At 73.9% G+C, this 13,247-nt stretch carries 12 protein-coding genes; 5 read left to right on the top strand and 7 right to left on the bottom strand.

What is annotated here, in order from left to right:
* Position 1: 1 nt before the first annotated feature.
* The 5 genes from gatC to O7609_RS19545 form a co-directional block, all read right to left on the bottom strand.
* The gene (gatC, locus tag O7609_RS19565) at positions 2-298 is read right to left on the bottom strand and encodes an Asp-tRNA(Asn)/Glu-tRNA(Gln) amidotransferase subunit GatC (protein ID WP_219091506.1); all 297 of its coding nucleotides are present in this window, start codon (positions 296-298) and stop codon (positions 2-4) included.
* 134 nt (positions 299-432) lie between these two features.
* Positions 433-2,514 carry a putative bifunctional diguanylate cyclase/phosphodiesterase gene (locus O7609_RS19560; RefSeq protein ID WP_269737194.1) on the bottom strand — a complete coding sequence of 694 codons (2,082 nt, stop codon included), beginning with the start codon at positions 2,512-2,514 and terminating at the stop codon, positions 433-435.
* Positions 2,515-2,943: 429 nt separating this feature from the next.
* Entirely contained in the window at positions 2,944-5,145 is a 2,202-nt protein-coding gene (ligA, locus tag O7609_RS19555) for an NAD-dependent DNA ligase LigA (RefSeq protein WP_269735695.1), read from the bottom strand.
* A gap of 27 nt (positions 5,146-5,172) precedes the next feature.
* Positions 5,173-6,147, bottom strand: a complete 975-nt coding sequence (locus O7609_RS19550) for a methionine synthase (RefSeq protein WP_443072266.1) — start codon at positions 6,145-6,147, stop codon at positions 5,173-5,175.
* A gap of 201 nt (positions 6,148-6,348) precedes the next feature.
* On the bottom strand, positions 6,349-7,050 hold the full coding sequence (locus O7609_RS19545; protein WP_269735697.1) for an SDR family oxidoreductase: 702 nt from the start codon (positions 7,048-7,050) through the stop codon (positions 6,349-6,351).
* Between the two features lie 144 nt (positions 7,051-7,194).
* Between O7609_RS19545 and O7609_RS19540 the strand changes: the two genes are divergently transcribed.
* Together O7609_RS19540 and O7609_RS19535 are read left to right on the top strand one after the other, a co-directional pair.
* Complete coding sequence (locus O7609_RS19540) at positions 7,195-8,214, top strand: rod shape-determining protein (RefSeq protein ID WP_269735698.1); 1,020 nt, start codon at positions 7,195-7,197, stop codon at positions 8,212-8,214.
* Between the two features lie 79 nt (positions 8,215-8,293).
* Positions 8,294-8,767, top strand: a complete 474-nt coding sequence (locus O7609_RS19535; protein WP_269735699.1) for a Dps family protein — start codon at positions 8,294-8,296, stop codon at positions 8,765-8,767.
* A 61-nt stretch (positions 8,768-8,828) separates the two neighbouring features.
* On the opposite strand, the gene O7609_RS24620 is transcribed toward O7609_RS19535, so the two are convergent.
* Entirely contained in the window at positions 8,829-9,182 is a 354-nt protein-coding gene (locus tag O7609_RS24620; RefSeq protein ID WP_332328072.1) for a hypothetical protein, read from the bottom strand.
* Positions 9,183-9,229: 47 nt separating this feature from the next.
* On the opposite strand from O7609_RS24620, the gene O7609_RS19525 reads away from it, so the two are divergent.
* Entirely contained in the window at positions 9,230-9,853 is a 624-nt protein-coding gene (locus O7609_RS19525; protein WP_269743977.1) for a hypothetical protein, read from the top strand.
* A 41-nt stretch (positions 9,854-9,894) separates the two neighbouring features.
* On the opposite strand, the gene ku is transcribed toward O7609_RS19525, so the two are convergent.
* The gene (gene ku, locus O7609_RS19520; protein ID WP_269735701.1) at positions 9,895-10,893 is read right to left on the bottom strand and encodes a non-homologous end joining protein Ku; all 999 of its coding nucleotides are present in this window, start codon (positions 10,891-10,893) and stop codon (positions 9,895-9,897) included.
* A gap of 67 nt (positions 10,894-10,960) precedes the next feature.
* Here ku and ligD point away from each other — a divergent pair, with 67 nt between their 5' ends.
* Both ligD and O7609_RS19510 read left to right on the top strand, forming a co-directional pair.
* The gene (gene ligD, locus O7609_RS19515) at positions 10,961-11,848 is read left to right on the top strand and encodes a non-homologous end-joining DNA ligase (protein WP_269735702.1); all 888 of its coding nucleotides are present in this window, start codon (positions 10,961-10,963) and stop codon (positions 11,846-11,848) included.
* 121 nt (positions 11,849-11,969) lie between these two features.
* The gene (locus O7609_RS19510) at positions 11,970-13,139 is read left to right on the top strand and encodes a cysteine desulfurase family protein (protein ID WP_269743976.1); all 1,170 of its coding nucleotides are present in this window, start codon (positions 11,970-11,972) and stop codon (positions 13,137-13,139) included.
* Positions 13,140-13,247: the final 108 nt, after the last annotated feature.

Here is a 13,247-nt window from a genome sequence, read left to right as displayed (position 1 = left end):
GTCACTCCTCACCCAGGATCTGCGGCACCTTGAAACGCTGCTGCTCCTGGGCCGGGGCGCCGGAGAGCGCCTGCTCGGGCGTCAGGCTCGGACGGACTTCGTCCGGGCGCATGACATTGGTCAGCGGCAGCGGGTGGGAGGTCGGCGGCACGTCCTCGGTGGCCACCTCGGAGACGGCGGCGACCGCTCCGAGGATCTGGTCGAGCTGTCCGGCGAAGTGGTCGAGCTCTTCGTCCTTCAGCTCCAGGCGTGCCAGCTTGGCGAGGTGCGCGACCTCCTCGCGCGTGATGCCAGGCATGCGGCGGTCCTTACGGGTCTGGGCATGGGATGTTCCGGTTGCCGCCCAATCCTATGCGCTTCGCCTCCCGCGCCCGACAGCCGACGACGAGGGGACACGGCACCGGCGCGGGCGGGCGGCACGGAGAGGCGCGCTCAGTCCGCCGAGGGGAGCGAGGGATGGGCCATGCCCGGCGGGAGCGCGGGCGCGACCGTGGGGACGGGGGCGGGCAGGGCGGGGCCGACGCCCCGGGCGCGCAGCCAGGCCGTCGTCTCGGCGGCCGGCATCGCGGCGGATACCAGCCAGCCCTGCACGGCGTCGCAGCCGAGATCACGCAGCCGCTCCCAGGTCTCGTCGTCCTCCACGCCCTCGGCCACGACGAGCAGGCCGAGGGAGTGCGCCAGGTCGACGGTGCAGCGCACGATCTCGGCGTCCTGGGTGTCCACTGCGAGCCGGGCCACGAAGGAGCGGTCGATCTTCAACTCGCTGACCGGCAGCCTGCGCAGGTGGACGAGGGAGGAGTAGCCGGTGCCGAAGTCGTCGAGGGACATCTTGACGCCGTGTCCGGTGAGCCCGGCGAGGGTGTCGGCGGCCTGCTGAGGGTCCTCCAGGAGGACGTGCTCGGTGATCTCGAGCTGAAGGGCGCCAGCCGGGACGCCGTGCCGGGCGAGCCGGGCGGCGACGGCACCGGCGAAGCCGGGCGTGTGCACGTCGCGCGGCGAGACGTTGACGGCGACGGGCACGGCCAGCCCCGCGGCGCGCCAGCGGGCGACCTGGCTGAGCGCCGTCTCCAGCACGTACTCGGTGAGCCGGGGCATCAGCCCGGAGGTCTCGGCGATGGCTATGAAGGTGTCGGGCGGGACCCGGCCGCGCTCGGGGTGGACCCAGCGGACCAGCGCCTCCAGGCCCGTCACCTGGCCGTCGAAGCGGACCTTGGGCTGGTAGTGCAGCTCCACCTCACCGGCGTCCAGGGCGCGCCGCAGATCGCCGAGGAGGCCGAGGCGGTCGGGGGTGTTGCCGTCGCGGGCGGCGTCGTAGACCTCGACGCCGCTGCGGTCGCGCTTGGCCGCGTACATCGCCACGTCGGCGCGGCGCAGCAGCCCCTCGGCCTCCAGCGCGTGGTCGGGGAAGACGGCGACGCCCGCGCTGGCCTCCAGCACGAGGCTGAGGCCGTCGAGGTGGAGGGGGGAGCTGAGCGCGGAGACGAGGTTGCGGGCGACGCGCTGCGCGCTGGTGGCGGAGGCGGCGAGCGGCAGCAGCACGGCGAACTCGTCACCACCGAGCCGGGCGGCCTCGGCGCCGCGGGGCAGAGCGAGCCGCAGCCGGTCGGCGATCTGCAGGAGGAGCCGGTCGCCGGCGAGGTGGCCGAGGGTGTCGTTGACGGAGCGGAAGCGGTCGAGGTCGATGAGGACGAGGGCCGAACGGGCCTTCTGCCGGTCGGCGTCGTCGAGGGCCGTCCAGGTGCGCTCCATCAGCCACAGCCGGTTGGGCAGCCCGGTGAGGGGGTCGCGCAGCTGCTCCTCGGCGCGCACACGGGCGATCCAGAGGGTGGAGTCGAGGGCGATGAGCGGGACGGCGAACAGCGGCAGGACGAGCGGTCTGGCCTCGGCGACGACGACGATGAGCGGGGAGATGCCGACGAGAGCGACGCACATCAGCCCCTGGCGGATCAGCGCGGTGCGGGCGGCGGTCGGCACGGCGGGGGCGGGCAGGGTGGTGCGGCGGCTGCGGCAGTACCACTCCAGGACCCGGGTCACGAACAGGTACACGCAGGCGACGGCGAGCATCTCGGGGACGGCGGCCCACGTCCAGCTGACGGGCCCCCAGGGGTCCTCGACGGTAGGCCGGGTACCGAAGGCCGCGAGGGCGAGGGTGGCGCTGACAATGCCCAGGATGTCCACGGCGCCGTGCACGACGGACTGGCGCCAGCTGCGGTGCCGGGCGGCCCCGACGAAGACGACGACGGCGATGCTGACGAGGCTGGCCGGGGCGCAGCCGTAGAGGAACAGGATGGCGAGGGTGAGGGCGGAGCCGGAGCCGGTGCCGCCCCACCAGCGGTCCCGGCCGAGGGCGACGAGGTGGATGACGACGATGCCGGTCAGGGCCGCGAAGGCCCAGCCGGCGGTACCGCCGGGGAACAGGGCCCGGCCCGCGCGAGCCGACAGGAACAGGCAGACCAGCAGCGCCGCCGCGCCCAGGGTGACGACGAACCCGCGCAGCCACGGGACGGAGGCCATGACGGCGCGGCGCACGGCGGAGACGGGGGCCGAGGCGCCCTCGGGGCCGCAGACGGGCTGGCTGAGGGTGCCGGGGCGGACGAAGGCGGCGGCCGAGAGCCGGCGCTCGCCGCCACGCGGGGTCCGCGGCCCGCCGCGCGGCGCCCGCGAGCCGGCGCCCCCGACGGCCGTGTGGGCGCGGCCGCGCCCACCGCTCGCGGAGGCGGCGTCGCGCTCTTCGGGTGTCTGCTGCATGCGCGTCCCTCTCACGGCCGTCGGTGCACCGCGCCACGGCAGGCGCACGATTCCCACAGTAGGTGCCGAGCTGGCGTCGGAGGCACCGATCGGGCCGTGGTTATCCGCGCGGGTCGGCTAATTCTCCGTCATCTGACCCGGAAATCAAGGGTGTTACCAGAGGGGCGGCGGTGACGCCTGGTGCATGACAGCACGTCAGGAGCCCTCTTCCGCCGTGGTCAGGGCCGCTTCCCGCGCGGCGTCGGGCCCGTGTTCGAGCAAGAGCGTGAGCCCTGAATCGTCAAGAATCGGCAACTTGAGCTGGACCGCCTTGTCGTATTTCGATCCGGGATTGTCGCCGACGACGACGAACGAGGTCTTCTTCGACACCGAACCCGTGACCTTGGCACCCCGGCTCTGCAGCGCCTCCTTGGCGCCGTCCCGGGTGTAGGTCTCCAGGGTGCCGGTGACGACGATGGTCAGGCCCTCCAGCGGACGGGGGCCGCTCTCCTCGCCGCCCTCCTCGACCATCCGCACGCCCGCCGCCCGCCAGCGTTCGACGATGTCGCGGTGCCAGTCCACCGCGAACCAGGCCTTGAGGGAGGCGGCGATGGTGGGACCGACGCCCTCGGTGGCGGACAGCTCCTCCTCGCTCGCCTCGGCGATGCGGTCGATGGAGCGGAACTCCCGGGCCAGCGCCTCGGCGGCGACGGGCCCGACGTGCCGGATGGACAGACCGGTGATGATCCGGGCCAGCGGGCGCTCCCGGGCCGCCCCGATGTTCTCCAGCATCGCGACGGTGTTCTTGCGCGGCTCGCCCTTCTGGTTGGCGAAGAGGGTGACGACCTTCTTCTCCCCCGTCTTCGGGTCCCGCTTGGGCAGGCCGCTGTCCGGGTCGAGCACGTACGACCGGATGGGGAGGAGCTCCTCGACCGCCAGGTCGAACAGTCCGCCCTCGTCCTTCAGGACCGGTTCGGCGGGCTCCAGCGGCTGGGTGAGCGCGGAGGCGACGACGTAGCCGAAGTGCTCGATGTCCAGGCACTTGCGGCCCGCGAGGTAGAAGAGGCGCTCGCGCAGCTGGGCGGGGCAGGAGCGGGCGTTGGGGCAGCGCAGGTCGATGTCGCCCTCCTTCATGGGCTGCAGCGCCGTGCCGCACTCCGGGCACTCCGCGGGCATGACGAACTCGCGCTCGCCACCGTCCCGCAGGTCCACCACGGGGCCGAGGATCTCCGGGATGACGTCACCGGCCTTGCGCAGCACGACCGTGTCCCCGATGAGAACGCCCTTGGCCTTGACGACGTCCTGGTTGTGCAGCGTCGCGAACTCGACCTCGCTGCCGGCCACGGTGACCGGCTCCACGACGGCGTACGGGGTGACGCGCCCGGTGCGGCCGACGCCCACCCGGATGTCCACCAGCTTGGTGTTGACCTCCTCGGGGGCGAACTTCCAGGCGATGGCCCAGCGCGGCGCTCGCGAGGTGGAGCCCAGCCGGCCCTGCAGGGGGATCTCGTCCAGCTTGACGACGGCGCCGTCGATCTCGTGGCCGAGGTCGTGCCGGCGTCTGCCGGAGTCGGCGATGAACTGCCGCACGCCCTCCAACGAGTCGACCACGCGGTTGTGCTCGGACGTGGGCAGGCCCCAGCCGCGCAGCAGCGCGTAGGCCTGGGAGAGGCTGGCCACGCTCATCCCCTCCAGCGCGCCGATGCCGTGGACGAGCATGCGCAGCGAGCGGCTCGCCGTGACCCGCGGGTCCTTCTGCCGCAGCGAACCGGCCGCGGCGTTGCGCGGGTTGGCGAAGGGCGGCTTGCCGGCCTCGACGAGCCCGGCGTTGAGCTCCTGGAAGCGCTCCATCGGGAAGTAGACCTCGCCGCGGATCTCCACCAGCTCCGGGACGCCCTCGCCGGCGAGCCGCTCGGGGATGCCGGCGATGGTGCGGACGTTGGGCGTGATGTCCTCGCCGGTGCGGCCGTCGCCACGGGTCGCGGCCCGGGTGAGCCGCCCGTGCTCGTAGGTGAGGTTGACGGCCAGGCCGTCGATCTTCAGCTCGCACAGGAAGTGGTAGGGCACGTCCCCCAGTTCCCGGGCGACGCGCTCGGCCCAGCCGGCCAGCTCCTCGTCGTCGAACGCGTTGTCCAGGGAGAGCATCCGTTGGCGGTGGGCGACCTCGGTGAACTCCGTCTCGTACCGCCCCGCGACGCGCTGCGTGGGCGACTCGGGCGTGCGCAGCGCGCTGTAGCGCTCCTCCAGGGCCTCCAGCTCGCGCAGCAGCCGGTCGAACGCGGCGTCGGAGATGACGGGCGCGTCCTTCACGTAGTAACGGAAGCGGTGTTCCTCGACCTCCTCCGCCAGACGCTTGTGCTCCTCCCGCGCCTCGGCGGGCACGGCCCCGTGCTCGATCGAGCGCTCCTCGGCAGCCACCGTCTCGTCCTCCCGTTGCTCGGGCCGTCACTCCGGGTTGTCGGCCAGTGATCGTGCCGCCCGGACGCAGTGGGCCAGCGCGCCGCGGGCATAGCCCGGTGCGGCACCGGCGAGACCGCAGGCGGGAGTGACCACCACGGACTCCGGGAGGAGCCCGGGCGACAGCCCCAGCCTGCGCCACAGCGACCTGACACCCATGACGCTACCGGCCGGGTCTGACAATGCCTCGGGGGCCGTGCCCGTGCCCGGCACGACACCCGCGAAGAGCGCGAAGCCCGCCTCGGCCGCCTCGCCGATCGCCTCGTCGTCACGCTCGGTGAGCAGCGCCGCGTCGAACGAGACCCCGGCCGCGCCGGCCTGGCGCAGCAGCGCGAACGGCACCCGGGGGGCGCAGGAGTGGACGACGACGGGCACCTCGACCGCCGCGCGCACCAGTTCGGCCAGCGCGTCCCGGACGACGGCGCGGTCGACCGCGGCATGCCTGCGGTACCCGCTGGCCGTGGGGACGGAGCCGTCGAGGACGGAGGTGAGCGCGGGCTCGTCGAGCTGGACTACCGGACGGGCACCGGGGATCCGGCGCCGGACGTCGGCGAGGTGGGCCCGCAGTCCCTCGGCGAGGGACGCCGTCAGGTCGCGGCAGGCCCCGGCGTCGCCGAGCATGGCCTCGCCGGACCGCCGCTCCACGGTGGCGGCCAGCGTCCAGGGGCCGGTGACGGCGAGCTTGAGCCCGCCGGTGTACCCCTGGGTGAACTCCTCCAGCGCGTCCAGGTCCTCGCCGAGCCAGGCCCGGGCCCTGCGGGTGTCGCGCCCGGGCCGGTCGCTGATCCGCCAGCCGCTCGGCTCGACGTGGGCGAACATCTCCACCAGCAGCCCGACCGTCCGCCCGGTCATGTCGGCGCCGGGGCCGCGGGCGGGCAGCTCCGGCAGAAAGGGCAGGTGGCGTGGGCCCTCCAGCGTTCCCACGACGGTGCGGACGGCCTCCCGCACATCCTCGCCGGGCATCGAACCGATGCCGCTCGCCGCGCCCGGACCCCAGCTGAACCTCGACTCGCTCTCACTCACAGCCGCAGCCTACGGTGCGCGCCGTGGCGGTCCGGAAGGCGAGGAGGCCACGGGCCGGGGACGAAGCCGGGGCCCGCGGCCCGGGGCCCGGGCCCCGGAGCCGGAGCGAGTCGGGGATGAGCCGGGCCCGGGCGCGACGGGTCAGCCGGTGGGACGGACGCTGAGGTCGGTGATCTCGGTGCCGCGCGGCAGGTCGAGGGCGGTGAGCACGGTGCGGGCCACGGACTCGGGCGTCATCCAGTCCTCCGCGCGGTAGGTCCGGCCCTCCTGGCGGTGCACCTTCTCCTGCATCGGCGTCGCCGTGCGCCCGGGGTAGACGCTGCTGACCCGCACCCCGTTCCCGGTCTCCTCGCCGCGCAGGGAGTCGGCGAGCGCCTTCAGCCCGTGCTTGCTCGCGGCGTACGCGCTCCACCGCGGGTTGGCGCGCAGCCCGGCGCCGGAGTTCACGAAGACGACGTGCCCGCGGGCGAGCCGGAGCTGCGGCAGCAGGAGCCGGGTCAGCTCCGCGGGGGCGACGAGGTTGGCGGCGAGGGTTGCCTGCCACACCTTGGGGGTCAGCTCGCCGACCTCGCCCAGGTCGCACACCCCGGCGCTGTGGACGAGCGAGTCCAGCTCCCCGGGCAGGGTCTGGTGCCCGAACGCCCAGGACAGCCGCTCGGGTTCGGCGAGGTCGCCGACGAGCGTGTGCACGGTGCCCTTGCCGTCGCCGAACTCCTCCGCGAGCTCACGGGCCCGTCCGGCGTTCCGGGCCAGCAGCCACAGCGTGTCCCCTCGCGCGAGGAGTTCGCGGGCGAGCGCCGCGCCGATGCCCGAACCCGCCCCGGTGATCAGATGCGTAGCCATGCGGCCACCCTATGGCCGCCGCCGCCCGGACGGGCCGGTGACCCGATTGCCACAGCCGGTCCGGCGCCCGGTGGCAGCCCCCGCGAAAACCACGACAATCACATACAAGACCCGTGAACCACCACGAAAGCGAAAGTCACGTCCATGGCCAACATGACGTCGTTCAGCACCCGTGACCTCGGCATAGACCTCGGCACCGCCAACACCCTCGTGTACGCCCGCGGGCGCGGCGTCGTACTCGACGAACCCTCCGTGGTGGCCATCGACTCCCGCAACGGGAACGTGCTCGCCGTCGGAGACGAGGCCCGCCAGGCGGTGGGCCGGACCCCCGGCACCATCGTCGCGACCCGCCCCCTCAAGGGCGGCGTCGTCTCCGACTACGAGGCCGCGGAAGGCATGCTGCGGCACTTCATCGCCAAGGCGCGCCGCAGCCGCAGCCGCGCGCCACGGATCGTCGTCTGCACACCGAGCGGCGTCACCGGGGTGGAGCGGCGGGCGGTGCTGGAGGCCACCTCTCGCGCCGGGGCCCGCTCGGTGCACCTGATCGAGCAGCCGATGGCCGCCGCGATCGGCGCCGGGCTCCCGGTCTACGAGCCGTGCGGCTCGATGATCGTCGACATCGGCGCGGGCTCCACCGAGGTGGCCATCATCTCCCTCGGCGGCGTGGTGGCGGCGCGGCACTCCCGGGTGGCGGGCGACTCGCTGGACGCGGCGATCTCCACCTACGTGGAGAAGCAGCACACCATCGCCGTCGGCGAGCGCACGGCCGAGCAGATCAAGGTGGCGCTGGGCCGGGACGGCCAGATCGTCGTCCGCGGCCGGGACAAGGTCACCGGGATGCCGAAGTCGGTCCAGCTCAGTTCGGACGCGGTGCTGGAGGCGCTGGAGGCCCCGGTCCAGTCGATCGTCGACGTCGTCTGCGGGACGTTCGACGCGTGCCCCGCCGAGCTGTACGGCGACATCATGGAGCGCGGCATCGTCCTGACCGGCGGCGGCGCCCTGCTGCACGGGCTGGACGAGCGCCTCTCCCGGGAGACCGGCATGCCGGTCACGGTCGCGGACGAGCCGATGAACTGCGTGGCGGTGGGCACGGGCCGCTGCCTGGAGGACTTCGCCCGGCTGGAGACGAGTTTCGCCGCACCCGCCACCGTCGCGGTGGCGTGATCCGCCCGCGACCCGGGTACCCGCCTCGGACAACTCCCCACAACTCGTACCCCCGACACGCAAGGAGCGAGGTCAACGGATGTACGCCGTCAAGAGCACTCTCCCCGAGCAGGACCTCAAGGTGGTCGGTGAGGCGCTGCAGGGCGCCCTCGTCGACCTCGTCGACCTGTCGCTGGTGGCCAAGCAGATCCACTGGACCGTCATCGGCCCGCGGTTCCGCACCATCCACCTCCAGCTCGACGACGTCGTCGACACCGCGCGCCAGTACTCGGACACCGTGGCCGAGCGCGCGTCCGCCCTCGGGCTGCCGCCGGACGGCCGGGTCGGCACCGTCGCCTCGGACAGCGGCATCGAGCACGTGGTCGACGGCTGGCAGCAGGACGTCGACGCCGTCGCCACCATGACGGCCGCGCTGGGCACCGTGGTGGCCCGCATGCGCGAGCGCATGGGCGCCGTCGGCAAGGTCGACCCGGTCACGGAGGACGTCTTCATCGGCCTGACCGGGGACCTCGAGAAGCACCACTGGATGTTCCAGGCCGAGCACAAGCAGTAAGGCCGGGTAGCCCTCCCCTCCGCCCGCACCAGAGGCGCTGGCGGACGGGAGGCGGTCGGGGTCAGCCCACTGTGGACTGACCGGAGCCCGGGACGAGGAGGAGGGCGTGCCAGCCCTCGTCGACGACCCGGGACGGCGCGAGTCCGATGCCGGGGTTCTTGGCGCAGGCGACAACGAACTTGAGCGCCTCGTCGACGATGCGGGAGGCCATGGCCTCGCTCATGCCGGGGTTGCCGTCGAGGACCGTGGAACGGACGGAGGTGAACTCCGGCTCGGTGAGCAGGTTGCGGGCTGCCGTGGTCATGCTGCTGCCTCCGGCGTGGAGCCGGGCGTCCGCCGCCTCGGCGGACGCGGCGTAGGGGCCGCGGGGCGGGCGGTCCCAGATGTTGTAGGGCAGGTTGGCGTAGGGCCGCACTCGGGCCGCGGATGCGCGGGGGACGCGGCGGGTGTCAGGCTGGGGCTGTGATCAGGTTGATGACGTACGGCGGCACGGCGGCCGAGGACGTGGCGGTGACGCGGACGGGCGGGCTGCCGCTCGTGCCCACAGGGTTCACGTGGCCGCGCTGTTCGACCTGCGACGGCGCCCTGCAGTTCCTCGCGCAGGTGCGGATGGACGACCTCGGGGGCACGGGCCGGGGGCTGTTCGCCGTCTTCATGTGCGACAACGACCGCGGCAACTGCGCGGCCTGGGCTCCGCACTCCGGCGGCAACCGGGCGCTGCTCCTGCCCGCCGAAGGGGTGAGCCCGGCGCAGGCACCGCCGTCGGGGCGCACTCGTCTGGGTGAGGTCTGCGCCGTGCGGTACGCGGACGTCGACGCCGCCACCTACTACGACGCGTCCACGGGCTGGGCCAAGACGCGGGACCGGCCGCTGGGCGACGTCCTGGGACAGCTCGGCGGCGAGCCCTCGTGGCTCCAGGGCGACGAGACGCCGACGTGTGCGCGCTGCGGCCGGCGGACGGCCTTCGTGGCCCAGTGGGAGGAGGGCCACGACCACCGGACGGCGGCCTACTTCGGGGGCGGGGGCTGCGGCTACGGCTTCGCCTGCGAGCCGTGCCGGGAGTCCCTCTTCCTGTGGCAGGCCTGAGCCCGCCTCCCGTGGCGGGCCTCCTGAGCCCCGCGCGGCGCTCAGGAGGCCCGCTTGCGCGTGGTCTTCCTGGCGGCCGTCTTCTTCGCGGGCTGCTTCTTCGCCGCCTTGCGCGGGGGCGTCTCACCGGAGGCGGTCTGCCTCTCGGCGCGCTTCCGGGGCGGTGGCTTCTTCGCGGCGGCCTTCTTCGCCGCCCGCTTGCGGGGCTTCTCCTCCTCGCGCCGCAGCTCGGTGACGGTGCCGGCGCCCTCCGGTTCACCGCCGCGCGCCTCCCGGGCCGCGGCCACGCTGCTCTCGAGCGCGGCCATCAGGTCGATGACGCGGCCGCGCGGCTCGGGGACCACCTCGGCCGGCTCCCGCCCCTCCTGCTTGGCCTCGACGAGCTCCTCGACGGCGGCGCGGTAGTCGTCGTGCAGCTCGCCCCAGTCCAGCTCGCCCAGGGAGTCCATCAGCGTCTCGGCCATGTCCAGTTCGGCGTCCCGGACGGTGACGTCGGCGGCGGGCGCGAGGCCGCCGGAGGAGCGCACCTCGTCGGGCCAGAGCATGGAGTGCAGCACGAGGGTGTCGTCCACGGACCGCAGCAGGCCGAGCGACTCCCGCCCGCGGAGGGCGAACTTGGCCACGGCTGCCTTGCCGCTGCGCTTCAGCGCCTCCCGCAGCAGGACGTAGGGCTTGCCCGCCGCGGCCGTCTCGGCGCTGAGGTAGTAGGCGCGGTCGAGCTGGATCGGGTCGATGTCGTCCAGCGGCACGAAGGAGAGGATGTCGATGGTCCGGGCGGTCGGCAGGGGCAGGGAGGCCAGGTCCTCGTCGGTGAGGAGGACGGTGTCGCCGTCGGCCGTCCTGTACCCCTTGCCGATCTCCTCGGGCGGCACCTCGACCTCCTCCAGCTCGCAGAACTTGCGGTAGCGGATGCGCCCACCGCAGCCCTCGGCCGTGTGGACCTGGTGAAAGGCGACCGTGTGGCTCTGCGTCGCGCCGTAGAGCTGGATGGGGATGCTGACCAGGCCGAACGAGATCGAGCCCTTCCAGATGGACCGCACGTCATCACTCCTCGCCGGAGTCGTCCACTACGCCCTGTTTGTGAGCATTCCATGGGATTATCAGGTTATGCCGCCGATGACGAACGTGGCGGGCCGACGGCTGGCCCTCAGCAATCTGGACAAGGTCCTGTACCCCGACGGCACCACCAAGGGCGAGCTGCTCCACTACTACGCGACCTGCGCCGACGCCCTCCTCCCCCACCTCACCGGGCGGCCGGTCAGCTTCCTGCGCTACCCCGACGGCTCGACGGGCGAGGCGTTCTTCAGCAAGAACGTGCCCCCGGGCACCCCCGAGTGGGTGACGGTCGCCGACGTGCCCCGCTCCAGCCGCTCGACCGGCCGACAGGTCGTCATCGACGACCTGCCCGCCCTCGTCTGGGCGGCCAACCTCGTCACGGAGCTGCACGTGCCGCAGTGGCGGCACGAGACCCCGGCCCGGGCCGACCGGCTGGTCCTCGACCTCGACCCCGGCGCGCCGGCCAGCGTCGCCGAGTGCTGCGCCGTCGCGGAGTGGCTGCGCGAGCGGCTCGCCGAGGACGGACTGGAGGCGTGGCCGAAGACCTCGGGTGGCAAGGGCCTCCACCTCATGGCCGCCCTGCGCCCGACGCCGTCCGACGAGGTGAGCCGCTACGCCAAACGGCTCGCCGCCCGCGCCGAACGCGAGCTGGACGGCCTCGCCGTCCACCGGATGGACCGCAGCCTGCGCCCGGGCCGGGTCTTCATCGACCACAGCCAGAACAACGCGGCCAAGACCACCGCCGCGCCCTACACCGCGCGGGCGGCCCCGACGCCGACCGTATCCACGCCGCTGACCTGGGAAGAAGTCGCCGCAGGCCGCGCCGGCCGCCCCCTGAGCTTCGACATCCACGCCCTGCCCGGCCGCATCGCGGAGCACGGCGACCTCCTCGCCCCGCTGCTCGACGCCGCCCGGGCCCGCCGGCTGCCCGGCCACTGACGCCCGGGCCCGGCGCACGGCGCGTTCCCCCCGCACGATCGGGCCGCCACCGGCGTCCCGGCGGCAGTCGACCGGTAGGTGCCTCCGGACGGGTGACGGGGGCTCGTAGAATTGCCGCACCATGGCCTACCTCGATCACGCCGCCACCACGCCCATGTTGCCGGAGGCGGTCCGGGAGCTGACCGCCCAGCTCGCCGTCACCGGAAACGCCTCCTCCCTGCACGCGGCGGGGCGCCGGGCCCGGCGCACGGTCGAAGAGGCCAGAGAACGCCTGGCCGCCGCGCTGGGGGCCCGCCCCAGCGAGATCGTCTTCACCTCCGGCGGCACCGAGGCCGACAACCTGGCCGTCAAGGGCCTGTTCTGGTCGCGCCGGGACGCCGACCCGCGCCGCACCCGGGTGCTCGCGAGTCCCGTCGAGCACCACGCCGTGCTGGACGCCGTGCACTGGCTGGCCGACCACGAGGGCGCCCGGGTGGAGTGGCTGCCCGTCGACGGCGTGGGCCGGGTGCACCCCGAGGCGCTGCGCGAGGCGATCGAGCGCGACCCGGCGGACGTGGCCCTGGCCACCGTCATGTGGGCCAACAACGAGATCGGCACCCTCCAGCCGGTGGCGGAGCTGGCCGAGGTGGCCCGCGCGGCCGAGGTGCCCCTGCATTCGGACGCCGTCCAGGCGCTGGGCCAGACCGAGGTGGATTTCGGCGCCTCACGGCTCGCGTCGATGGCCGTCAGCGGGCACAAGACCGGCGGCCCCTACGGCATCGGCGCGCTCGTCCTCGGCCGGGACCAGGCGCCCGAGCCCCTCCTGCACGGCGGCGGCCAGGAGCGCGACGTGCGCTCGGGCACCCTGGACGTACCGGCCATCGCCGCCTTCTCGGTGGCCGCCGAGCGCGCGGCGGAGCAGCACGCCGATTTCGCCCGCGAAGTCGGCGCCCTGCGGGACGCCTTGGTCGACGCCGTCCGCACCGCCGTCCCCGACGCCGTACTCGGCGGCGACCCGGACCCGGGCGGCCGGCTGCCCGCCAACGCCCACTTCGCCTTCCCCGGCTGTGAGGGCGACTCCCTCCTGCTCCTGCTGGACGCCCAGGGCATCGAGTGCTCGACGGGGTCCGCCTGCACGGCCGGCATCGCCCAGCCCAGCCACGTCGTCCTCGCCACCGGCGCCGACCCGGAGCTGGCGCGCGGCACCCTGCGCTTCTCGCTCGGCCACACCTCCACCCGGGCCGACGTGGACGCCCTGGCCGCGGCCATCGGCCCGGCCGTCGCGCGAGCCCGTACGGCCGGGCTGAGCTGACCCGCGCGGCATCCGCACTCCCCCGAACGGACGAGGGTCCGTTACAGCCGGCCGGATCCGGGTAACCGGCACGGGTCGGCACCTCACCGCCGAGGTGTTCCATGCTCC

It is taken from the genome of Streptomyces sp. WMMC1477 (assembly GCF_027460245.1).
Classification (GTDB): domain Bacteria; phylum Actinomycetota; class Actinomycetes; order Streptomycetales; family Streptomycetaceae; genus Streptomyces.
Note: the sequence above shows the minus strand (reverse complement) of the source record. Positions and strands in the feature narration are given on the sequence as shown.

What these genes read in the sequence shown, in the direction of transcription:
- O7609_RS19550 (WP_443072266.1), bottom strand. Translation starts at nt 6,147, where the DNA reads ATGCCCGGCGAGGATGTGCGGGAGGCCGTCCGCACCGTCGTGGGAACG.
- O7609_RS19510 (WP_269743976.1), top strand. Translation starts at nt 11,970, where the DNA reads ATGGCCTACCTCGATCACGCCGCCACCACGCCCATGTTGCCGGAGGCG.
- O7609_RS19540 (WP_269735698.1), top strand. Translation starts at nt 7,195, where the DNA reads ATGGCCAACATGACGTCGTTCAGCACCCGTGACCTCGGCATAGACCTC.
- O7609_RS19560 (WP_269737194.1), bottom strand. Translation starts at nt 2,514, where the DNA reads ATGGCCTCCGTCCCGTGGCTGCGCGGGTTCGTCGTCACCCTGGGCGCG.
- ligD (WP_269735702.1), top strand. Translation starts at nt 10,961, where the DNA reads ATGCCGCCGATGACGAACGTGGCGGGCCGACGGCTGGCCCTCAGCAAT.
- O7609_RS19535 (WP_269735699.1), top strand. Translation starts at nt 8,294, where the DNA reads ATGTACGCCGTCAAGAGCACTCTCCCCGAGCAGGACCTCAAGGTGGTC.
- O7609_RS19545 (WP_269735697.1), bottom strand. Translation starts at nt 7,050, where the DNA reads ATGGCTACGCATCTGATCACCGGGGCGGGTTCGGGCATCGGCGCGGCG.
- gatC (WP_219091506.1), bottom strand. Translation starts at nt 298, where the DNA reads ATGCCTGGCATCACGCGCGAGGAGGTCGCGCACCTCGCCAAGCTGGCA.